This is a genomic window from Bradyrhizobium sp. SZCCHNR1043 (assembly GCF_032489675.1).
GTDB lineage: Bacteria > Pseudomonadota > Alphaproteobacteria > Rhizobiales > Xanthobacteraceae > Bradyrhizobium.
The window spans coordinates 69,544-90,100 of record NZ_JAUEYN010000012.1; the positions used below are offsets into that span (position 1 = coordinate 69,544).

Here is a 20,557-nt window from a genome sequence, read left to right on the forward strand (position 1 = left end):
GCGACGCCGCTCCATCCGCAGGCCCCGCGGGCCGGTCCTACTGCAGCCGAACCGGCAGATTGAGCGGGCCGCGGAAGCCGAAGCCGTGCCAGCGCACGCTCGCGGGATCGGGCAGCGTCATGTCGGGGAAGCGCTCGAACAGCATCGGCAGCAGGATGGCGCCGACGGTGCGCCGCGAGAGGTGCGCGCCGGCGCAATGATGCGGGCCGTTGCCGAAGGCCTGGTGGGGGTTGGGGTCGCGCAGCGCGTTGTAGGTTTCGCCATTGTCGAAGAGGTCCTCGTCGCGGTTGGCGGAGGCCTGGATCGTCATCACGGTGTCGCCCTTCGGGATCAGGCAGCTGCGAATCTCGGTGTCTTCCATCACGAGGCGTGAGCTCGCCTGGATCGGCGCCACCCAGCGCACCCCTTCCTCGAAGGCGGAGCGCCATTTGTCCTGAGCGCGCACGGCTTCGAGCTGCTCCGGGTTGGTCAGCAGGCCATAGAGGATCGTCAGCAGGGCGTCGCGCGGCTCGTTGATGCCGCCGCCGATCGCGATCTTGATGTTGGCGATGATCTGGCTGTCCGGGATCGGGTTCTTCGCGTTCACCATGAAGGAGAGCGCGGACGAATCCGGCTCGGCGCGCACGCGCTCCATGTTGGCGCGGATGCAGCGGTCCATCTCCGCGTTGGCGATATCAGACGCGTCGAACGGCCCCGGCGTCCAGCCGAAATTGCCGGCGCCGTCGATCAGGGCCTGCGACCAGCGCTGCATGTCGGCATCGCCGGCGTCGGGAATGCCCATCACTTCAGCGAGAATGCGCGCGGCCAAGGGGCCTGCGAGGGCGGGGAAGAGATCGACGACCTCGCCGCGCGGCAGGCGGTCGAGATAATCAGTGGCGAATTTGGCGTAGAGCGGCTCCCAGACGGCTTCGATCGTCTTCGGCATCAGGGCGGGCATCATCGCCATGCGCTCGGTCCGGTGCTCGTCGTGATCCTTGCGCATCAAGGTATGCGCGAGGAAGGCGCGCTTCATCGGCGTGTTCGGATCGTTGGACGAGAACAGCGCCGCATTGTCCTTCACATATTTGGTATCGGCCGCCTTGGTGAGGAACGTCCGGCCCACCGACTTGACCCGCAGCACCGGCGCTTCGCGTCGCAGCCGCCGGTAGATCGGATAGGGATCGCGCGTCAGCTCCGCGATCGTGATGGTCTCGTCCAGGGGAGCCAGGGTCGCGGTCGGCATGGGGCGCTCCTATTGGATGCGGGCCAGCGCGTGTCCGTCCAAGGATAGTGGCAGGGACGGACCCGTGCAATCCTGGTCCGATGCCTTGGCGGGGAGGGGCGCGGCCGGATCGCTGATTTCGGCGGCTGGCAAGCGGCGTTCGGGCTGTGAGCTCCTAGCACCAATTCAGCCGGTCAGTCCTGCGCAGCCGGCGAGACCTCCTGCGGCTTGATCAGCAGCTCTCCCTCGCGGCGCAGGTTTCCTGCGGCGAGAAGATCCTCGAGGCTGCCTTGCAACGCCTCGCGCAACTGGGCGCTGGTCGAACCGAAACCGAACAGCCGGGCGACCGCCTGGATCAACTGGTCTTCCTCGGCGCCGTAGTTTTGCTCCACGACCTGCACGATGGCCGCCTTGATCTCCTCCGGCGGCAGCATCTCGGGCTTGCGCAAAGACTGCGATTGCACGTCCTCGCGGCTTCGAACGACGATCGCCTGGCCGGGCACGGCGTAGAACGGGCCTCCAGCGATCTGTCCCTTCGCGACTGCCGATTTCAGCGCCGTTCGCACGGCATCGCGGATGCGATTGCCGGCGCGGGCAAGGCCCCAGGCCGATCTGATCCGGACGATGATTTCCGATTCATGCACCGGTCCCTCGATGGCGACGATCTCGACGACGTGCCGCGTCATGTCGGCGAGCGGCGTCTCGTGCGGCTCGATCTCCCGACGGACGCGCAGCTTCGCCTCTTCATAGGGGGCCACCGTTGGTGCCTGTGCGAGGATCTCCAGAGGGCGCTGCTCGGTCTGCTCCGGCGCCGGCACATCGGGGTTTGCCGGAGGCTCGGGTTCAGCTCGAGCAGTCCCTTGGTCGATGTCCCGCCAATGCGCCTTCGCAGCGTCGATCGCGCGGAGGACCTTCTCGGTTTCCTCCTTGGGTCGGAGAAACCAGTCCGTCGACCAGATGCGATGCAGCACCCAGCCATGCGCTTCCAGCACGTTCTGTCGCAGGCGGTCGCGGTCCCGCGCCGAACGAGACGCATGGTACTGGGCGCCGTCGCATTCGATCCCCAGCAGGAAGCGGCCGGGCTTGTCGGGGTCGACGATAGCGAGATCGACGAAGAATCCGGCGGTGCCGATCTGGGTCTTCACGTCGTGACCAAGCGCCCGGAGCCTGGCGGCGACCTGCTCCTCGAACACCGAGTCGGGATCGCGCCCGGTCTCCTGCGCGATGCCGAGCTGCCCCGTCTGCGCGAAGGTCAGGAACGTCTTCAGCGCCGCGATGCCGCGGCCCTTGGCGCGCGACAGGTCGATGTCGTCGCCGGTGATCGAGGAGAAGACCTCGCAACGGAGCTTGGCGCGCGAGATCAGCACGTTCAGCCGGCGCTCGCCTCCGTCGGAGTTGAGGGGACCGAAGCTCATCGAGACGAAGCCTTCCTTCGTTCTCCCATAGCCTATGGAGATGAAGATGACGTCGCGTTCGTCGCCCTGGATGTTCTCGAGGTTCTTCACGAAGAACGGCTCGCTGGCACCGCGGACGAAGAACGTCTCCGTTTCCGGGTTCTCTTTACGCAAGATTTCGAGCTGATCCTGAATCGCCTGGCGCTGCGCCACCGAGAAGGTCGCGACGCCAAGGCTTCGGTCCGGCGTCTCGCGCGCATGGCGCATGACGGCCTCGGCGACGAGCCGCGCTTCCCTGGGGTTGGTCCGGCTGCTTCCACGTTCGTAGTGTGCATCGGGGTTGTAGTTGAACTTCAACCCCATTCCCGCGACGGCGTCGTACGGGCTCGGCACGATGAACAACCGGTTGTCGTAGAACTGCTTGTTGGACACGGCGATCAGCGACTGATGCTTGCTGCGATAGTGCCAGTTCAGCATCCGATGCGAGAGGCCCTTGGCAAGGCAGAGGTCGAGAATGCTTTCCGCATCCTTGACCTGGAATGTCGGCTGATCCTCGTCGTCGTTGTCCTCGTCATCATTGCCTGTCAGCTTCGCGAAGAAGCGCGTCGGCGGCAGTTGCCGCTCGTCGCCGACCACCACCATCTGCCGGCAGCGCGCGACGGCGCCGAGCGCATCGACCGGCTCGATCTGCGAGGCCTCGTCGACGACCAGCAGATCGAAGGCGATCGCGCCGGGCTTCAGGAACTGCGCCACCGACAGCGGACTCATCAGGAAGATCGGCTTGATCTGCTGGACGACCGGGCCGGCGCGCTCCAGGAGTTGACGGATCGGCAGATGGTTGCGCTTCTTGGCAAGTTCGCCGTTCAGCACGCCGAGCGGCCCGATGCCGCCGGCGTTGCGCGGCAGCGCCGCGGCATGCTCGTGGGCGATCTGATCGCGGGCCAGTTGCATCCGCGCGACGTCGAGCTTGCGGAAGCCGTCGACCAGCCGATCGTGCGATTCGCCGTCGAAACGTTTCAGTTCAGGATGGTTAGCGAAGATCACGCTGCGCATGGCATCGTAATAGGATCGGTCGAAAGCGGCTTCGAGCGCTTCGCCCGGCAAGGAGCCATCGAGCGCGCGATCGACCAGCGCGGCGAGACCTTGCGCGCGCGCAAGGCGGACCCGGCCCATGAACGCGATCCAGCGGGTGAGGCGCTCGGTCGCGTTCTGCCACTCCGACAAAGTCTGCGACAGCTCGTCCAGCCGGATCTGGTCGCCGGCGTCGAGTGGGATGCGGGCGGGCTCCAACTGGAGAGAGACGATCAGCCCGCGGAGGCCGGACATCAGACTTGCGAGGCTGTGGTTGAGCTGTTCGATCGATCGCCGATCATCGGCCGACAGCGTCAGCTGCGTCAGCCGCTGGCGCGTTTCATCGCTTGCAAACGGTTTGGGGAATGCAGTCCACCAGGTCGCCAATTTGGAAAGCGCATCCCAATCCGACCGTTCCTTCTGCCACGCGGTCCCGAAGGCGGTGCTGCCGGCGGCTTCGACCTCCTCGAAGGACCGGCGAGCGGCTTGCGCCGCGATCAGGCCGTCGATCAGCAGAAGCCGCTGCTCGAGCGTTTTCGGCATCGGCACCTTCAGGTACGAGGCCAGCAGCGCCACCTGTTGGCGATAACGCGGGCTGAGCAGGCGCAGCCAGGAGCGGCCCTTCTCGGCGATGACCTTGCGGCAATTGGCGATCGGTGCATCCCAGGCGGCCTCGACGAAGGCGCTCTCGAAGGCCGTCCTTAATTTCGCGTAGCGCAGTCCCTTGTCGACGATGTCCGTGATGAGTCCGGCCTGGCTCCAGACGGCCTCGCGGAAGGCAGTCCGATCGCACTCCGGCATCGCGGCCGCGACCTCCGCAAAGGCGAGTATCCCCGCGGCATCGGCCAAGGTGGCCGGCGGCGGGAGATCGAGCAGCGTGCCGAGGCGGGCGGCGCCTGAGGATGCGTTGCTGACAACGTTCGAAATGTCGCCCAGCGATCTCCGCAGCTCGGTCATTTCGGCTGGATCGAGCGCGTCGCGGCCGACGCCGCGCCAGGGATGCAGGTGCGGCGCGCCGTCGGCTGCAATTCGTTCGGCGAGCTCGGCGATCAGCTCACGCCGCCGCTCCAGATCCAGGGGAGACCAGGAGGGCGCGCCCTGCAACGGGTAGGGCGGCTGCGCGGAGATGTCCCCGCAGCGCACGAGGTGACCGAGCAGCCTGAATGGCGTCAGCTCGCTCGGCTGCTGCGGCTGGTGCATCATGTCCGCATGCCGGTTGAGGCCGTCACGGCTGTCAGTCAGGCGCTGGACCAGGGTGGCTTCGCCGCGCGGGACCGGGACCTCAGCCGATTTGCAGCGTTTCAGCTCTTCGAGCAGAACGCGCTTGTTGGCCTTGTTGGAGTGCAGCTCCAGCGCGAGCGCGCCGAGACCGACATGCTTCAGCCGCCGGTGCACGACCTCGAGCGCCGCCATCTTCTCGGCCACGAACAGCACCGTTTTTCCCTCGGCGGCCGCCGACGCGATGATGTTGGTGATGGTCTGCGATTTGCCGGTCCCAGGCGGTCCCTTGACGACGAGGTCGCGTCCACGGACCACTTCCTCGATCACCACGGCCTGGGATGAATCGGCATCGACGACATGGTTCATCGCCACCGGCTGGATGACGGAATCGATCTTGCCGTCGTCGGCCACGATCGGCTCCGCGCCCTCGAAGCCGTCCTGAAGCAGCGCTGAGATCAGGGGATGACGATCAAGGCTGCCATCTGCGGGCCAGTTGTCGGGGTCCAGATCGCGATACATCAGGAACTTGGAGAACGAGAAGAAGCCGAGGACGATCGCGTCCGCCCTGACCTCCCACCTCTGCTTGTTGGCGACCGTCTCCGCGACGCCGGCGAGATAGGTCGCGATATCGACGTCGTCCTCGTCGCCAAAATCCTCGATCTTGAGTCCGAACTCGGCGTCGAGCTTGGCCTGGAGCGAGAGGTTCGGCGACGGCGGCTCAGCGCGCGAGACCAGGTGAAACCGATCGGCGGCGCTGCTGCGTTCGAGGCGAACGGGCAGCAGGACGAGCGGCGCGAAGCGCTCGACGTCGGATTTGTCGTCCTCGAACCATTTCAGCAGCCCGAAGGCGAGATAAAGGATATTGACGCCCTGTTCTTCCTCGAGCGTTCGTGCGTCGTACCAGATATCCAGCAGGCGCTTCTGCAGCGCCTCCGATGACAGCCGGGTCTTGAGCCGGGTGTCCGGCTGCCGCGTCTGCGACTCCGAATCATCACCTCCCTGGTCCCCCTTGGTGGTCGGCGTGTCGGATCGCGGCGCCGGCTCGCTCAAGGGCAGGGTGCCGTCCGTCTCCGCAGTCTCAGCCTTCGTCGGAAGGAACGTGAAGCGTTTGCCTTCGCCGAGAAGCTCGAAGAGCGCAGCAGAGCGCGCGCCGACGATGTCAATGGTGCGGATGGTCTTGGTCTTGAGCGGGATGTGCACGAGCCGGTTGCGCGTGCCCAGATCGAGCAGCGCGCGCCGGTCCGCCAGCAATCGGTCTCTTACGGATGTGGTTGCCACGTGCAATCCTCCTGCGATTCGAGGATTGCAACCCGAAGTCATCTCGGTCAAGCGTTCGGCACGATGGAGATGTGCTCATTGAGCAATGTTTAATCTCCTCGCAGAATTTCATCTCCCCATAAGAGGGAGATGAAACTCGTATGCGGCCTACGCCGCCGCCTTATGCCGCGCCAGTTCCGCCTTGTAGAGCTCGAACTCCTCGGCGATGGCACGGGCGATCGACGGCCGCACGCGCAGGCGCTCGTAGTACGCCTTCACGGCCGGCCATTTCGCGAGCTGGACCGGCGGCGTTGCCATGGTCCAGTTGATCACGGTGACGAGATACGCGTCGGCGACCGTGAAATGATCAAGCAGATAGTCGCGATCCCGCAGGTGGTTCTCGAGATGATCGAGCCGCGACAGGTTCTTCTTCAGGACATGGGCCTTCATCTCCTCGGGCGCGGTCTTGTCGAGGATCGGGATGAACAATCCCTTGTGCAGCTCGGTGCCGATGAAGCAGAGCCATTGATGCAGCCGGCTGCGGTCCATGCCGGGGCCGGTGCCGAGCTTCGCCTCGGGGAAGCGATCGGCGACATATTGCAGGATCGCGGCATTCTCGGTCAGCAGGTCGCCGTCATCGGTGCGGAGCGTCGGGACGAGCCCGAGCGGATTGACGGCGCGGAAATCGGAGCCGTCGTTGAGGACGATCTTCGTCTTCGGGTCGACCTCGAGATAATTCGCCGCAGCGCCAGCTTCATACAGCGCGATGCGGGTGGCGAGCGAGCAGGCGAGTGGCGAGAAATACAGGTCCATGGACGTCTCCCTCGGGCTCCGGACCGGAGCGTTGATTGATTTTTATACTGTCTCGCATAATATAAGGCCGGTCAAGGAATTTATTGCGAAATGGTACAAAAAAAGAAAGGGCCGCCGCAGGGCGACCATCCCCTAAAAAAGGCAACCGCCCCGGTCGAGCCGAAGCGGCGCGGGAGGCCGCGGGCGTATGAGCCGGATGTCGCGCTCGGCAAGGCGCTCGACCTGTTCCGGTCGACCGGATTCGCCGCGACCTCGCTCGACGATCTCAGCGCCGCCACCGGCATGAACCGGCCGAGCCTCTATGGCGCGTTCGGCGACAAGCGCGAGCTCTACATCAAGAGCTATCAGCGCTACCGCGACAACGCCCGCGCCGTGATGGGCGAGATCTTCCGTCACGACTGGCCGGTGCGCGAGCAGCTGCAGAAGATCTTCGCCGCCGCACTCGACATCTATCTCTCGGGCGAGGAGGGGCCGCGCGGCTGCTTCACGGTGATGACGGCGGGCTCGGAAGCGGTCGCCGATCCCGACATCCGCGCCATGGTGCAGAACGCCCTGACCGAGCTCGACATGGCGTTTGCGCGCTGCTTCCGCCGCGCCAAGGAGCAGGGCGAGCTGCCTGCGGACGCCGACCCCGCCGTGCTGGCGCGGCTGGCGTCGGCGACGATCCACTCGATCGCGGTCCGCGCTCGCGCGCGGGCGTCGCGTCAGGAGCTGGAGGCGATCGTCGCCGGCGCAATCGATGTGATGGTCGGCAAAGGATAGCGTTTCAATATCCCCTGACGCGATCGACCAGGTTGCGCAGCGCCCCGCCGGCCTCGAAGGTCGCGATCTGCTCGGCGACGTAGCGGGAGATCGCGTCGGCGTCGGTGTCGGCTGCATTGTGCGGCGTCAGCACCACCTTCGGGTGGGTCCAGAACGGGCTGTCGGCCGGCAGCGGCTCCTGGCCGAACACGTCGAGCGAGACCGAACCAAGCGTGCCGTCGTCGAGGCAGGCGAGGATGTCGGCCTCGTTCTGCAGCCCGCCGCGGCCGGCATTGATCATGACGGGGGCGCCGAGCGGTGATGAGCGCCTGAGCTTGGCGAACATCTTGCGGTCGAGAATGCCGCGCGTATCCGGCGTCAGCGGCAGCAGCGACACCAGGATGTCGGTCCGCGCCAGGAACGCGTCGAGCTGCGCCGCGCCATGGAAGCATTCGATGCCGTCAGCCTGCTTGGCGCTGCGGCTCCAGCCGGCGACCTGGAAGCCCAATCGCTTGAGCACCTCGGCTGCGTCGATCCCGAGCGTGCCCAGTCCGAGAACGCCGACGCCGATCGCGGCCGCCGGCCACTGGTATTTCGGCGCCCAGCGCTTCACGCGCTGCGACTCGCGCAGATACAGCTCCTGGCGATGATGCATCAGCACGTGCAGCACGACATATTCGGTCATTCGCGCGGTGAGATCGTCCACCGCGACGCGGACCAGGGGCACGCTGGGCAGCGTCTTGTCCGCCATCAGCGCGTCGACGCCGGCGCCGAGGTTGAAGATCACGCGCAGGTTCGGAAAGCCGGCGAGCTCGCCGGGGACCGGCTTCCAGACCGCGGCGTAATGCACCTCGGCTGGATCGAGCCCGGGATCGGGCAGCAGCACCACAGGGCGGTCGCCGCAGACATCGTCGAAACGCGCCTTCCAGCGCTGTGGCGACCAGTTGTCGGTGCCGCCATGGATCAGGAGCGCCAGCGCGCCTTTGGTCATCGGAGGGTCCTCGAGCTTATGTGACGTGTTCCACATACCAGATCGCGCGGGCACGCCAATCTCCGCCCATCAACATGGAGACAATCGTCATGCGCAAATTGCTTCTCGCCACTGCTTTCGTCGTCGCGTCTGCCTCGGTCCAGGCCCAGACCATCGATGTCGGGTCGATCCTGTCGGCCAACGGCATCTCGATCGGCAAGGGCAGTCAGCCGCAGGCCGGCGGCCAGACGCAGGACGGTATGTCCCCGAACGCGGGCAGCCAAGGTGGACCGAGCGCCGCAGGGCAAGGGCAGGGCCCGGCCAACTCGCAGCGGCAGGCCGCGCGCGCCAGGCAGCCGCGCGAGAGCGCGCAGGAGACCCGGGCGCGCAACATCGCGGCCAAGTACGGCATCTCCTGGTAGGCGGCTTGTTCCTGTAGGCGGAACCCCGCGAAAATACTTCGTGGGACTGTCGGCCGGAGGCATACTCCACCGTCTTGAAGACGAAGGGAGATGCCTGCCGATGTTGTACGCGCTGCTCTGCTATCACGACGAGGATGTCGTCTGCGCCTGGAGCAAGGACCAGGATGCCGCGGTCATGGCCAAGCTTGCCGTCATCCAGGAGAAGCTCGCCAAGCAGGGGCGGCTCGGGCCGGTGGCGCGGCTGCTGCCGACCACGGCTGCGACGACGCTCCGGAAGGAGGATCCGCCGCTCGTCATCGACGGCCCCTATGCCGAGACCAAGGAGCAACTGCTCGGCTTCTATCTCGTCGACTGCGCCAATCTCGATGAGGCGCTGGAGGTCGCGCGCGAGCTCGGCGAGGCCAATCCCGGCGGCTCCTACGAGATCCGTCCCGTCGGCACGTTCAGGCCGGGTGGAGCGCTGGCATGACCGATACGGCCTGGATCGATGCGGCCCTGACATCAGCACGACCCCAGGCCGTCGGCGCGCTGCTGCGCTATTTCCGCGACCTCGACACGGCGGAGGAGGCGTTCCAGAACGCCTGCCTGCGCGCCCTGAAGAGCTGGCCGCAGAACGGTCCGCCGCGCGATCCGGCGGCCTGGCTGATCATGGTCGGACGCAACGCGGCCATCGACGATGTCCGCCGGGTCCGCCGCGAGCAGCCGCTGCCGGATGACGAGGCGATCTCCGATCTCGACGACGCCGAGAGCGCGCTCGCCGAGCGGCTCGACGGCTCGCACTACCGCGACGACATCCTCCGCCTGCTGTTCATCTGCTGTCACAAGGACCTGCCGGCGACGCAGCAGATCGCGCTGGCGCTGCGGGTGGTGTCCGGCCTGACGGTGAAGCAGATCGCCCGCGCCTTCCTGGTCAGCGAGGCGGCGATGGAGCAGCGCATCACCCGCGCCAAGGCGCGCGTCGCGCAGGCGGACGTGCCGTTCGAGACGCCGGGCGCGATCGAGCGCGCCGAGCGCCTGACCGCGGTCGCGGCCATGATCTACCTGATCTTCAACGAGGGCTATTCGGCCAGCGGCGAGACCGCGGCGCTGCGCCAGCCGCTGTCCGAGGAGGCCATCCGGCTGGCGCGGCTGCTGCTGCGGCTGTTTTCGAGCGAGCCCGAAATCATGGGGCTGACGGCGCTGCTGCTGCTGCAACACGCGCGCAGCGCCGCCCGCTTCGATGCGGAGGGGACGCTGATCCTTCTCGACGAACAGGATCGCTCGCTGTGGAACCAGCCGATGATCGCGGAAGGCGTGGCCCTGATCGACAAGGCGATCCGCCACCGCCACAGCGGCCCGTACCAGATCCAGGCGGCGATCGCGGCGCTGCATTCGCGCGCCGCGCGCCCGGAGGACACCGACTGGACGCAGATCGATCTTCTCTATGGCGCGCTGGAAGTGGTGCAGCCCTCGCCGGTGGTGACGCTCAATCGCGCCGTCGCCGTCTCCAAGGTGCGCGGGGCCGAGGCGGCGCTCGATTTGATTGCGCCGCTCGAAGGGCGGCTTGCCAATTATTTCTATTTCTTCGGCGTGCGCGGCGCGCTGCTGATGCAGCTCGGGCGCAATGACGAGGCGCGGACCGCCTTCGACCGCGCCATCGCGCTGGCGCACAGCTCGGCGGAGGCCGCGCATATCCGCATGCAGCTCGATCGCCTGATGCGCGACAGCGCGACGGCTCAGGCTCGGGTCGGCCAGTGAAATACTGCCGAGATTCGATCTAAAATTCTGCACCGGGCTGTCGGCGGCACGATCCTTCATTCGTCCTGGGAGCAGCATCACGGGAAGGAGCTGCAGATGACGACGATGGAAGAGCCGGTCTCGCGCGCCGAATTGTGGGGCGGCCGCATCCTGAGCGGTCTGGTGACGCTGTTCCTGCTGTTCGACGGCGCGGTCAAGCTCATCCCTCTGCCCGTCGTCACCCAGACGCTGGATCAGATGGGCTATGGAGCAGGCGACGCCATGGCGCGGGCGCTCGGCCTCATCACGCTTCTCTGCACCGTGCTCTATATCCTGCCGCCGACATCGTTCGTCGGCGCGATCCTGCTCACCGGCTATCTCGGCGGCGCCATCGCCTCGCATGTCCGCATCGGCAGTCCGCTGTTCAGCCACGTCCTGTTCGGCCTCTATCTCGGACTCCTGCTGTGGGGCGGCTTGTGGCTGCGCGACCGCCGCCTGCGCGCGCTTCTGCCGCTGCCGCGCTGACAAATGATCTTTCAACCAAGGAGGATGACGATGATCTGTCCCTATCTGACGTTCAATGGCGATTGCGCGCAGGCGCTCAAGCACTACGGCGAGGTGCTCGGCGCCAAGGTCGACATGATGATGCGTTATGGCGAGGCGCCACCGGAGATGCCGTGTGCGCCGGAGCACAAGGACAGGATCATGCATGTCCGCTTCTCGATCGGCGGCGGCGTCCTGATGGCCTCGGATTCGCCGCCCGAATATTATCAAGGCAAGCCGCACGGAATCTCGGTCTCGCTCCAGATCGCAGACCCGGCCGAGGCGGAGCGCAAGTTCCACGCCCTGCTCGAAGGCGGTGCCGTCACCATGCCGTTCGGCAAGACCTTCTGGTCGAAGGGCTTCGGCATGGGCGTCGATCGCTTCGGCATTCCGTGGATGATCAATTCCCCGGCGGATGGCTACGAGGCGTGACGCCGCTAGCGGCACGAGGCGTACATCGCCTTGAGCTCGCGCCCGCGCAACAACAGAAGCCGCGACGTCAGGCCGCCGCGGCGCTCGATCCAGCCGCGCACCGGCGTGGGATAGGTCTGCAGCACCAGCTTGGAAGCCTCGGGTTCCGCATAAGCGCGGCCGCGCCGGTCGACCGAGCGTGCGGCGTGGAAGCCGAGGGTGGCTCGCCGCGTCACGCAGATGCGGTCCTCGGGCACCACGCTGAGCACCAGCGTGCAGGCCGACAGGCAGGGACCGTCGATGATGACACGCTCGCCGGAGGCGCGAACCTTCTCGAACAGATCGATGAACGGCCCCACCTCGCCGCCGGGCGAGGAGATGATGCGGACGTCGGCGCGCGCCAGCATCGTCGCGATTCCCCACAGGACGACCGCCAGCAGCAAGGTCAGGATGATGCGCATCCGGCTCGGCATCGTTTCACGTGTTCCTGCGTTGGCCGCGCAAGGTCGGCAATCCGATTCCCGCGGCGTCGAAGCCGCCATCGACGGCCAGGATCTGTCCGGTGATATAGCTGGAGCGTTCGGAGCTGAGAAACAAGATGGCCTCGGCGAGCTCGTCCTCGAGGCCGTAACGGTTGAGCGGAATGGCGTCGTGATAGTCGGCGCGGATCTCCGGCGTATGCACGTCCTTGGCCATCGCGGTCTCCACCGGGCCCGGCGCCACCGCGTTGACGCGGATGCCGGCGGATGCGAGCTCGACCGCGAGCTGCTTGGTCAGATGCGCCAGCGCCGCCTTGCTGGTGCCGTAGGCGGAGCGCAGCGTGGAGGCGCGGACGGCGGAAATCGAGGTGATGTTGACGATGGTGCCGCCGCGCTCGCGCATCAGCGGGACCGCGGCCCGCGTGCACAGAAACGGCCCGGTCAGATTGACGTCGAGGATGCGTTGCCAGTCGGCTTCGCTGGTTTCCATGATCGGAGCGAAGCGTGCGACACCGGCATTGTTGACCAGCGCATCGAGACGGCCGAACCGGTCGGCGAGGCGCGCCAACGCATCGGCGACCATCGCGGCTTCCGCGACGTCGCAATGCAGGGCGAGCGTTCGATCGGGAGATTCGAGTGCGGCCGTGGCGTCGTCGAGCAGCTTCTTCTCGATGTCGAGCAGGGCCACACGCCAGCCCTCGTGCAGAAATCTCTTTGCTGTCGCCAGCCCGATGCCGCGCGCCGCCCCGGTGATCAGGGCGACTTTGTCGGTCTGCGTCGTCGTCGATGTTTCCGTCACGGCGGTCGACTCCTCGGGCCGGCAGCCCGGCTTTTCTCTTCGTTGAGTCCTAACATGCGCTGCGCGGATCAGCTGTGAAGGCCGTCACATCTGTCAGTGTACGTTCAATCCAGCTCCGCGCGATGCGCATAGCCAGCGAAGTTCGTGGGCGTTGTCAAACAGCCAGCGGTGGTAGCGGTCGCATCAGCTCGCGTCCTCGCGGTGGAGAAGCCATCCGAGTCATGCTCGCCTTGGCCTCCCGCTCGATCGGAGGGAGCAGGGAAGACCGGGAGCTTGGCGCCCCATTGGCCCCGTGCGGGAAAAATGCACGGGGCCGGAACCCCAGGTTCGGCTGAGACATCCCGGCCCTCCCTGCGCGACGGTCTGACGGCCTATAACACGCTCCCCGGGGACGGCTGTCTTGCCCCCGTTTCCGCCACAATGCGCTCACGCATCGGACACGGCATCAGCATCGGCGTGCCGGGACCACACGATTTCGCCGTACGCGCCGCGTTGTTCGTCTGCGTGTCCTCATATGAGCATGATCTTGTCGGAAAGCTGTGGCGCAATGCGCGTCAACATCCTCCGGTTCCGAATCATGCCCCACGCTGCAACATCGACGCTTCCACCGCGTCCCGCTCCCCACGTTCGTGACGACCGCGAAACGTCCCTCTCGATCGGGAACAGGACGTGGCTAAAAGAGCATGAATTCTGGAAAGGAGAAAGAGGAACATTCTTACGGGAAGGACTGGACAAGGGTAAGGGTGATCGACTTGAAAGTCTTCACGAAAAAGCTCCGCGGCGCCGGCGGTTTCGCGGCCGCGCCGCAGCCTCCAAAGGCGCATTCCCCCGTGGAATTGGACAGTCCCGCCGTCGGCTGATTTGCCCGTCGTCGGGTCGCTCTCGGACGTGTCTGGGACGAATCTGAACCGGTAGCGTAGAGTTTAAGAGTCTCGGTAGAATCGACATGGGCGATCAATTCATCAGCCGGCGAATCACTCTCGTCAGAACCACGGAGCTGCACGCTTCGTCGCGCGGGCCGAATGATCTGAGGCGCGTGTGCGGCGCGTTGCTGTTGTCGTGCATTGTCCTCGGGCTCGCGGCGTCCGGCGCCGCCGGAGCGGATGGCAGCGTTGCCGCGAAACCGGCAGAGACCGAGCAGGCTGCGCACGATGTCGCGCCGCCGCAGCAGCCGCAGACGGCGGAGCCCGAGACGGTGGGGCGGCCGTCGGACGTGCCGACGCCGGCTCTGAAGGTGGCCGTGCCATCGACCGAGCCCGCGAAGCCGGTCGCGGCCGAGCGCAAGGCCGACCCGCGGAGCGACACCAAGACGACGAAGAATCTGTCGGTGCCTCAACGTGCGCTCCCGGCCGACGTTGCGCAGATGATCGGCCGCAAGATCTGGCTCAACGAGGCCGGGGGACGGCGCGACGCGATCACGTCGTGGAATGCGGGTGAAGAATTCGCCTCGCTGGGAATCGGGCATTTCATCTGGTACCCGTCCACCGCGAAGCCGCCTTATGAGGAGGGCTTTCCGGGGCTGATCGCGTTTCTGCGCAAGGGTAGGACGCCGTTGCCTGCATGGCTCGACAAGACGCCGATTCCGGCATGCCCGTGGACCAGCCGGGCCGACTTCAAGCGGAATTTCAACTCGCCGCAAATGCGGCAATTGCGGCAGTTCCTGCTCGACACGATTGCGGAGCAGACGCAGTTCCTGGTTGCGCGTGCGCAAGGCGCGATGGACAAGATCCTCGCCAACACGCCCGACAGCGCCGAACGCGAGCACATCGTCGCGCAGTATTCGCGGGTCGTGCGCGCCTCCAACGATCTCTATCCGCTGATCGACTACATCAACTTCAAGGGCGAGGGCACCAATCCGTCCGAGACGGCGGTGGACAAGGAGACGGGCCAGCGCCAGGGCTGGGGTCTCAAGCAGGTGCTGCTCAAGATGAACGGCACTACCACCGAGTCCAAGGCCGTGCTCGCCGAATATTCCGACGCGGTGCAGGTCGTGCTGCAGCAGCGGGTTCGCAATCTGCCCTCGAACCGCGTGTGGGAGGCGGGCTGGCTGCGTCGCGCGGAGACCTATCGCCGCCCGATCGCGCAGCTCGAGCAGGCCCCCGAACGCGCCCCGCGCAAATCATCGCGCTACAGGGCCGACAACACGCGGTTCTGATGCGGGAAGCGGCGCGCACGATCCGTGCGCGTTGCGAGGCGCGCGATCACCTGCCGCCTGCCTCGGCCTTCTTGGCAGCGACGACCTTCTGGTAAGCCGCCTGCAGCCGCTCGCCGACGCTCGGTCCAGCCTTCCTGCGCCGTTTCGCGCCGAGATGGGTCTCGCGCAGCTCGTCCATGAATTCGGCCCACATTTTCGGGCCGCCTTCCATCAACAGCTTGGCGCGGATGCCGAGCTCCTCCGAGACGGGGAGATATTTGTAACCCCAGCCCGCCATCTGCGCGAGGATCGGCAACAGCTCGATGCCCTGCTCGGTCAGGGAATAGATGCCCTTCTGCTTGTGGCTCGGATCGTCCTCACGGCTGATGATGCCGGCCGCGAGCAGCGTCTTCAGCCGGTCGGCGAGAATGTTCGAGGAGATGCCTTCCTCCGAGCCGCCGAGCAGCTCGCGATAGTGCCGGCGATTTCCGAACATCATGTCGCGGATGATCAAGAGGCTCCATTTGTCTCCCACCACTTCGAGCGACAGGTTGATCGGGCAGCCGGAGCGCTGAGGGTCGGACATCGAAGTCTCGTGAGCAGGGATCGCGTATAAACCGCTTGCAATATTGCACCGGTCTGGGGCATTCTCCAACTGCTTGCAAAATGAAAGCAGTCAGGGAGAGGCCGTCGATGGCGAGACTGGTGATGTGGAACATGATGACGCTGGACGGCATGGTTGCGGGCCCGAACGGCGACATCTCCTGGCACGAGGACGTGTGGGGCCCGGAGCTGGAGCAGATCTCCGAGACGCAACTGCACGAGGCGGGCGTACTGCTGTTCGGCCGGGTGACCTACGATCTGATGGCCGGCTATTGGCCGACCGAGAAGGGCGTGATCGCCGACTTCATGAACAGCATCCCCAAATATGTCGCGTCGCGCACGCTGTCTCGCCTGGCATGGTCGAACGCGCATCTGCTGGGTCAGCAGCTCGCGGCCGAGGTCGACAAGCTCAAGCAGGAGAATGCCAAGGACCTGTTCCTGTTCGGCAGCGCGGACTTCGCGTCGACGCTCGTCGCGCACGATCTGATCGATGAGTTTCGTATCGCGATCAATCCGCGCGTGCTCGGCGCCGGACGGCCGCTGTTCAAGCCGGGTCAGGCCGTGAAGCTCCGCCTGATCGATAGCCGGGCGCTGTCCAACGGCGTTGTCATCGCGCGCTATGCCCCCGTTCGGGACGTGTGAGTCCAGATCTCGCGGGCGCGCTCCGTGTCCCGGGGGAGTGCAGGTCTATAAACCACACCGCCGGTGCGTCTAGCCCCTCACCTCAACCCTCTCTCCGTGAAGAACGGGGCGAGGGAGCGCACCATCCCTGCGGCCGCGCGTTCGGGACCAAACAACTTGTTCTCACTCAACTCATCAGGAGCGTAGGATGTCGCTGACCCTCTACTATCATCCGCTGTCGTCGTTCTGCTGGAAGGTGCTGATCGCGCTGTATGAGAACGACGTTTCGTTCACGCCGAAGCTGATCAATCTCGGTGACGCGGATGAGCGCGCGGCGTTCTTGAAGCTTTGGCCGGTCGGTAAATTTCCCGTGCTGCGCGACGAGCAGCGCACGATTCCGGAATCGAGCATCATCATCGAGTATCTCGACCAGCACTATGCGGGCAGGACGCGCTTCATTCCCGATGATCCAGATCTCGCTTTGCGGACACGTCTGCGCGATCGCTTTCTCGACCTCTATCTGCACATGCCGACGCAGACCGTCGTGTTCGACCGGCTGCGTCCGGCCGATGCCCGCGATCCGCTCGGCGTTGCCGACGCTCGAAGCCGGCTGCGCATGTCCTACGCCATGCTCGAGACCGAGCTGCCGCCGCGTGGCTGGGCGATGGGAGACGTGTTCACCCTGGCCGATTGCGCGGCCCTGCCGGCGCTGTTCTACGCCGACAGAGTGGAGCCGCTTGGTGATGGGCTCCCCCGGGTCACAGCCTATCTCGACCGGCTCAAGGCGAGGCCATCCGTGGCGCGGGTGCTCGCAGAGGCCGAGCCTTATTTCCACATGTTCCCGCAGGAGCCGGGCTGAATCGGGAACCCGGCCAAAATAATTGCGGGAGCGTGTCGGCGGCACCAGGGCCGGATCGTCTTGCTGATGAGGGCAGGGCAGTCCTGCCGGACAGCATCAGGGGAGAGGCGCCATGCGGTTCATGGTGATCGTGAAGGCGACCAGGGACACCGAAGCCGGAATCCTGCCGACGACCGAGGAGTTCGCGGCGATGGGCCGGTTCAACGAGGGACTGGTCAAGGCCGGCATGATGGAGGCGGGTGAGGGCCTGCATCCGACCGCAAAGGGGGCGCGCATCGACTTCTCGAACGGGACGCCGAGCGTCGCGCGCGGTCCGTTCGATCTCTCCCGCGATCTCGCGGCGGGCTTCTGGATGCTCAAGGCCGGCTCGCTCGACGAGGTGATCGAGCATATGAAGCGGGCGCCGTTCCCGAGCGGCCAGATCGAGATCCGCCAGGTCTATGCCGCGGAGGATTTCGGCGAGACGTTCACGCCCGAATTGCGTGAGCGGGTCGAACGGCTGCGTGCGCAGGCCGCCAAGAGCTGAACCGACCCTGATCAGGAGAGGAGGAACGCCATGCGATTCATGATGCTGATGATCCCGCTCGGCTATGAGAGCGCGCCGCCGGACGTGCAGCTCGATCCCGAGCGCGTCAAAGCGATGATGCGCTACAACGAGGCCCTGAAGGACGCCGGCGTGCTGATCACGCTGGAGGGCTTGCATCCGCTGTCGATGGGGGCGCGGGTCTCGTTCGCGGGCGGCACGCCTGTGGTGACCGACGGCCCGTTCGCGGAGGCCAAGGAGGTGCTCGGCGGCTATTGGATGATCGAGGTCGCCTCGCGCGACGAGGCGATCGCCTGGGCCAAGCAGTGCCCGGCCTCGGACAACGAGATCATCGAGATTCGCCAGGTCCAGGAGATGGCCGACTTTTCCGAGGAGGTGCAGCAGGCCGCGGCCGGCTTCGGCGAGCTGCCGCATGCCGGCCGTGTCTGATCGATCCGTTTCACAGCAGGAGAGGGAAGTGCAATGAGCGACAACAGCAACACCTATCTCGCCGTCTTTCTCGGCAGCAAGACCAGTCCGGCCTGGAAAGCCTGGGAGGCGCTGTCCGAAACGGAGCGCAATGCCAGGGGGCAGCAGGGCATGGCGGCCTGGCATGCCTGGGCGGATCAATACAAGGACGCGATCGTCGCGATGGGCGGGCCGCTCGGCAAGACCAAGCGGGTCGACAAGGGCGGCGTCAACGACATCGCCAACGAGATGGGCGCGTTCACCGTGGTCCGCGCCGCGTCGCACGAGGATGCCGCGAAGATGTTCGTCAACCATCCGCATTTTGCGATCTTCCCGGGCGAGCGGGTCGAGATCATGCCGGTGCTGCCGATTCCGGGCGGTTAGTTGAGCGGCCTGCAGGGCGGAACGTCGGCTGAGGTGAACATCGCGCTTGCTGCGGCGCCCGGCGTTTGTGCCGAGCGCGCTGATCTCGCGGCGACTTCGGTGCCAGCCTGCCCCTTGCGCGACCCTCCAGGCGAGGGTGGCGCCTGTTTCGCTGGGGGCTTAACGGGACGACGGGACGGCCCCCCGCGCACATCGGCGGCTGACCCCGCCCAAAAGTCGCTGGCTTCCTTTGACCCGGCTCATGTAAAAGCCTTTTACATGAGCTGGCGCAAGGAAGAGCGCCGCGCCGAGCGCGGCTATCATCACGGTAACCTCAAGGAGGCGCTGCTGCAGGCGGCGCTCGACCTGATCGCGCAGAAGGGGGCTGCCGGCTTCACCTTTGCCGATGCGGCCCGCATGGCCGGCGTCAGCCCGGCCGCGCCCTATCGCCACTTCCGCGACCGCGACGAACTGCTGTCGAGCATCGCCCAGCGCGGCTTCGAGCAGTTCGAGGCGCAGCTCTCGGCGGCGTGGGACGACGGCCGGCCCGACACCGTCACGGCGTTCGAGCGCGTCGGCAAGGCGTATCTCGCATTTGCCCGTTCGGAGCCTGCGTTCTATTCGGCGATGTTCGAATCCGGTGTGCCGGCCGACTCCACCGCGGGTCTGCTGGCGGCGGGGGAGCGCGCTTTCGGCGTCATCCGGGCTGCGGCGGAGCGGCTGGCGGCGCTGGCGCCCCCAGGGGTGCCGCGGCCGCCGGCCCTGATGATGGCGCTGCACATCTGGTCGATGGCGCATGGCATCGCCTCGCTGTTCGCGCGCGGCGATGCCGCCCGGCGCAAGCTGCCGATGTCGCCCGAGGAGCTGCTGGAGGCCGAGGTGTTGATCTATCTGCGCGGGCTCGGCTTCCCGACCGACCGCCGGCCTGCGCCGTCCTCCGCTGCCGAGCCGTCGCCGCTGCCGGACGATGACAAGCCGGCAGGGCCCTGGGGCCGCCCGAAATAAGGTTCAAAGAACGCCGAAAAATAATTCGAGCGACGCGTCAGGCGGTCGCCTTGACAAAATCCCGGGTTGAGCTAGCTATGTAAATGTTATTTACATTCACACGGCATGGCGCCGCGAATGGAGAGGGAGATGGCCTACACCGCAGATGTCAATCGATGGCGCGGTTCGGAGGAGGAGCAGAGGTACCGGCCCCGCATGATGGAGTCGCCCTGGCATCCCGGCTGGATCGCCGTGACCGTGCTCGGCTTCATCATCTGGTGGCCGATCGGACTTGCCCTTCTCTTTTTTACACTCGGGAGCAGAAAGATGGCGTGCTGGAACGGCGGTGATCGCTGGTCGAACAAGATGGAGCGGATGCAGTGGAAGATGGACCGCATGCGCGACAAGATGGAGCGCCGCGGCTTCGGGTTCGGGTTCTCGCAGCCGGCTTCGAGCGGCAATCGCGCCTTCGATGAGTACCGCATGGAGACCCTGCGGCGGCTCGAGGAGGAGCAGCAGGAGTTCCGCGACTTCCTGACCCGGCTGCGCCACGCCAAGGACAAGGAGGAGTTCGACGCGTTCATGGCCCAGCACAAGCCGCGTCCGACCCCGCCGAACGACCAGCCGCAAAGCTGATCGCCTCTCACCTGACGGCGCAGGGCTTTCAGCCCCCGCCCTGACGGCATAAGACGCCCGCTTGCGGTTCCCCGCCGGCGGGCGTTTTGCGTTTCGGGGTACCGCCCGCCTGCGGCGGCTGGCCGCTGCCCGCTGGCGGCCAAAATGGTCAAGCTGCTGATCACAAAGGCTCTATCTGGCTGGTCCGGTTGGACCTTTGACCTCGGCAATACTCCGCGGTAACCCCGCCTTAACCCCGGAGGGGGTTTGGTTAAGGGGCGCTTACGCGCGCCAAGAGCCCTTGTTTTGACACGTTGGCAGAGGAAGCAGGCCGCTTATGGCTTCGGCG

At 65.9% G+C, this 20,557-nt stretch carries 21 protein-coding genes; 14 read left to right on the forward strand and 7 right to left on the reverse strand.

Translation table 11 applies throughout. The features are described 5' to 3' along the window. Positions 1 to 37: 37 nt before the first annotated feature. From QX039_RS21500 to QX039_RS21510, 3 genes are all read right to left on the reverse strand, one after another. Complete coding sequence (locus QX039_RS21500; RefSeq protein WP_315736296.1) at positions 38 to 1,222, reverse strand: cytochrome P450; 1,185 nt, start codon at positions 1,220 to 1,222, stop codon at positions 38 to 40. A 173-nt stretch (positions 1,223 to 1,395) separates the two neighbouring features. Further along, positions 1,396 to 6,216, reverse strand: coding sequence for a DUF3320 domain-containing protein (locus tag QX039_RS21505; protein ID WP_315736297.1), 4,821 nt, complete (start codon positions 6,214 to 6,216; stop codon positions 1,396 to 1,398). Positions 6,217 to 6,312: 96 nt separating this feature from the next. Beyond that, the gene (locus tag QX039_RS21510) at positions 6,313 to 6,957 is read right to left on the reverse strand and encodes a glutathione binding-like protein (protein ID WP_315736298.1); all 645 of its coding nucleotides are present in this window, start codon (positions 6,955 to 6,957) and stop codon (positions 6,313 to 6,315) included. 90 nt (positions 6,958 to 7,047) lie between these two features. On the opposite strand from QX039_RS21510, the gene QX039_RS21515 reads away from it, so the two are divergent. Then, positions 7,048 to 7,719: a TetR/AcrR family transcriptional regulator gene (locus QX039_RS21515; protein WP_315736299.1), complete on the forward strand. Its 672-nt coding sequence runs from the start codon at positions 7,048 to 7,050 to the stop codon at positions 7,717 to 7,719. A gap of 4 nt (positions 7,720 to 7,723) precedes the next feature. Here QX039_RS21515 and QX039_RS21520 read toward each other — a convergent pair whose 3' ends face one another. Next, the gene (locus QX039_RS21520) at positions 7,724 to 8,689 is read right to left on the reverse strand and encodes a glyoxylate/hydroxypyruvate reductase A (protein ID WP_315736300.1); all 966 of its coding nucleotides are present in this window, start codon (positions 8,687 to 8,689) and stop codon (positions 7,724 to 7,726) included. An 89-nt stretch (positions 8,690 to 8,778) separates the two neighbouring features. On the opposite strand from QX039_RS21520, the gene QX039_RS21525 reads away from it, so the two are divergent. The 5 genes from QX039_RS21525 to QX039_RS21545 all read left to right on the forward strand — a co-directional run bounded on the left by QX039_RS21525 (position 8,779) and on the right by QX039_RS21545 (position 11,781). Then, positions 8,779 to 9,090, forward strand: coding sequence for a hypothetical protein (locus QX039_RS21525; protein ID WP_315772317.1), 312 nt, complete (start codon positions 8,779 to 8,781; stop codon positions 9,088 to 9,090). A 100-nt stretch (positions 9,091 to 9,190) separates the two neighbouring features. Beyond that, a complete protein-coding gene (locus QX039_RS21530; RefSeq protein WP_315717600.1) occupies positions 9,191 to 9,559 on the forward strand; it encodes a YciI family protein in 369 nt (122 codons plus the stop codon). Next, complete coding sequence (locus QX039_RS21535; RefSeq protein ID WP_315772319.1) at positions 9,556 to 10,827, forward strand: RNA polymerase sigma factor; 1,272 nt, start codon at positions 9,556 to 9,558, stop codon at positions 10,825 to 10,827. Before QX039_RS21530 ends, QX039_RS21535 begins: the two co-directional genes overlap by 4 nt. Positions 10,828 to 10,959: 132 nt before the next feature. Continuing rightward, positions 10,960 to 11,331, forward strand: a complete 372-nt coding sequence (locus QX039_RS21540; RefSeq protein ID WP_315772413.1) for a DoxX family protein — start codon at positions 10,960 to 10,962, stop codon at positions 11,329 to 11,331. Between the two features lie 30 nt (positions 11,332 to 11,361). Then, complete coding sequence (locus QX039_RS21545) at positions 11,362 to 11,781, forward strand: VOC family protein (RefSeq protein ID WP_315756040.1); 420 nt, start codon at positions 11,362 to 11,364, stop codon at positions 11,779 to 11,781. 5 nt (positions 11,782 to 11,786) lie between these two features. On the opposite strand, the gene QX039_RS21550 is transcribed toward QX039_RS21545, so the two are convergent. Next, the gene (locus tag QX039_RS21550; protein ID WP_315736304.1) at positions 11,787 to 12,233 is read right to left on the reverse strand and encodes a hypothetical protein; all 447 of its coding nucleotides are present in this window, start codon (positions 12,231 to 12,233) and stop codon (positions 11,787 to 11,789) included. 4 nt (positions 12,234 to 12,237) lie between these two features. Then, positions 12,238 to 13,038, reverse strand: a complete 801-nt coding sequence (locus tag QX039_RS21555; RefSeq protein WP_315736305.1) for an SDR family oxidoreductase — start codon at positions 13,036 to 13,038, stop codon at positions 12,238 to 12,240. Positions 13,039 to 13,984: 946 nt separating this feature from the next. Here QX039_RS21555 and QX039_RS21560 point away from each other — a divergent pair. Continuing rightward, positions 13,985 to 15,193, forward strand: a complete 1,209-nt coding sequence (locus QX039_RS21560; RefSeq protein ID WP_315772320.1) for a hypothetical protein — start codon at positions 13,985 to 13,987, stop codon at positions 15,191 to 15,193. 46 nt (positions 15,194 to 15,239) lie between these two features. On the opposite strand, the gene QX039_RS21565 is transcribed toward QX039_RS21560, so the two are convergent. Beyond that, complete coding sequence (locus QX039_RS21565) at positions 15,240 to 15,758, reverse strand: helix-turn-helix domain-containing protein (protein ID WP_315772322.1); 519 nt, start codon at positions 15,756 to 15,758, stop codon at positions 15,240 to 15,242. Between the two features lie 107 nt (positions 15,759 to 15,865). Here QX039_RS21565 and QX039_RS21570 point away from each other — a divergent pair, with 107 nt between their 5' ends. The 7 genes from QX039_RS21570 to QX039_RS21600 all read left to right on the forward strand — a co-directional run bounded on the left by QX039_RS21570 (position 15,866) and on the right by QX039_RS21600 (position 20,229). Further along, on the forward strand, positions 15,866 to 16,417 hold the full coding sequence (locus QX039_RS21570) for a dihydrofolate reductase family protein (protein ID WP_315772324.1): 552 nt from the start codon (positions 15,866 to 15,868) through the stop codon (positions 16,415 to 16,417). Between the two features lie 187 nt (positions 16,418 to 16,604). Next, positions 16,605 to 17,255: a glutathione S-transferase family protein gene (locus QX039_RS21575; protein ID WP_315772326.1), complete on the forward strand. Its 651-nt coding sequence runs from the start codon at positions 16,605 to 16,607 to the stop codon at positions 17,253 to 17,255. 112 nt (positions 17,256 to 17,367) lie between these two features. Then, positions 17,368 to 17,781 (forward strand): YciI family protein, encoded by a 414-nt coding sequence (locus QX039_RS21580; RefSeq protein ID WP_315772328.1) that lies wholly within the window; start codon positions 17,368 to 17,370, stop codon positions 17,779 to 17,781. 30 nt (positions 17,782 to 17,811) lie between these two features. Then, a complete protein-coding gene (locus tag QX039_RS21585) occupies positions 17,812 to 18,228 on the forward strand; it encodes a YciI family protein (protein ID WP_315772330.1) in 417 nt (138 codons plus the stop codon). A gap of 33 nt (positions 18,229 to 18,261) precedes the next feature. Continuing rightward, the gene (locus QX039_RS21590) at positions 18,262 to 18,630 is read left to right on the forward strand and encodes a hypothetical protein (protein WP_315772332.1); all 369 of its coding nucleotides are present in this window, start codon (positions 18,262 to 18,264) and stop codon (positions 18,628 to 18,630) included. A 258-nt stretch (positions 18,631 to 18,888) separates the two neighbouring features. Then, positions 18,889 to 19,614 carry a TetR/AcrR family transcriptional regulator gene (locus QX039_RS21595; RefSeq protein ID WP_315772334.1) on the forward strand — a complete coding sequence of 242 codons (726 nt, stop codon included), beginning with the start codon at positions 18,889 to 18,891 and terminating at the stop codon, positions 19,612 to 19,614. A gap of 129 nt (positions 19,615 to 19,743) precedes the next feature. Then, complete coding sequence (locus QX039_RS21600) at positions 19,744 to 20,229, forward strand: DUF2852 domain-containing protein (RefSeq protein ID WP_315736314.1); 486 nt, start codon at positions 19,744 to 19,746, stop codon at positions 20,227 to 20,229. Positions 20,230 to 20,557: the final 328 nt, after the last annotated feature.

Coding starts and splice junctions, on each gene's coding strand:
- QX039_RS21510 (WP_315736298.1), bottom strand. CDS start 6,957: ATGGACCTGTATTTCTCGCCACTCGCCTGCTCGCTCGCCACCCGCATC.
- QX039_RS21545 (WP_315756040.1), top strand. CDS start 11,362: ATGATCTGTCCCTATCTGACGTTCAATGGCGATTGCGCGCAGGCGCTC.
- QX039_RS21585 (WP_315772330.1), top strand. CDS start 17,812: ATGCGATTCATGATGCTGATGATCCCGCTCGGCTATGAGAGCGCGCCG.
- QX039_RS21595 (WP_315772334.1), top strand. CDS start 18,889: ATGAGCTGGCGCAAGGAAGAGCGCCGCGCCGAGCGCGGCTATCATCAC.
- QX039_RS21525 (WP_315772317.1), top strand. CDS start 8,779: ATGCGCAAATTGCTTCTCGCCACTGCTTTCGTCGTCGCGTCTGCCTCG.
- QX039_RS21575 (WP_315772326.1), top strand. CDS start 16,605: ATGTCGCTGACCCTCTACTATCATCCGCTGTCGTCGTTCTGCTGGAAG.
- QX039_RS21580 (WP_315772328.1), top strand. CDS start 17,368: ATGCGGTTCATGGTGATCGTGAAGGCGACCAGGGACACCGAAGCCGGA.
- QX039_RS21590 (WP_315772332.1), top strand. CDS start 18,262: ATGAGCGACAACAGCAACACCTATCTCGCCGTCTTTCTCGGCAGCAAG.
- QX039_RS21550 (WP_315736304.1), bottom strand. CDS start 12,233: ATGCCGAGCCGGATGCGCATCATCCTGACCTTGCTGCTGGCGGTCGTC.
- QX039_RS21535 (WP_315772319.1), top strand. CDS start 9,556: ATGACCGATACGGCCTGGATCGATGCGGCCCTGACATCAGCACGACCC.
- QX039_RS21520 (WP_315736300.1), bottom strand. CDS start 8,689: ATGACCAAAGGCGCGCTGGCGCTCCTGATCCATGGCGGCACCGACAAC.
- QX039_RS21560 (WP_315772320.1), top strand. CDS start 13,985: ATGGGCGATCAATTCATCAGCCGGCGAATCACTCTCGTCAGAACCACG.
- QX039_RS21600 (WP_315736314.1), top strand. CDS start 19,744: ATGGCCTACACCGCAGATGTCAATCGATGGCGCGGTTCGGAGGAGGAG.
- QX039_RS21515 (WP_315736299.1), top strand. CDS start 7,048: ATGGTACAAAAAAAGAAAGGGCCGCCGCAGGGCGACCATCCCCTAAAA.
- QX039_RS21500 (WP_315736296.1), bottom strand. CDS start 1,222: ATGCCGACCGCGACCCTGGCTCCCCTGGACGAGACCATCACGATCGCG.
- QX039_RS21570 (WP_315772324.1), top strand. CDS start 15,866: ATGGCGAGACTGGTGATGTGGAACATGATGACGCTGGACGGCATGGTT.
- QX039_RS21565 (WP_315772322.1), bottom strand. CDS start 15,758: ATGTCCGACCCTCAGCGCTCCGGCTGCCCGATCAACCTGTCGCTCGAA.
- QX039_RS21530 (WP_315717600.1), top strand. CDS start 9,191: ATGTTGTACGCGCTGCTCTGCTATCACGACGAGGATGTCGTCTGCGCC.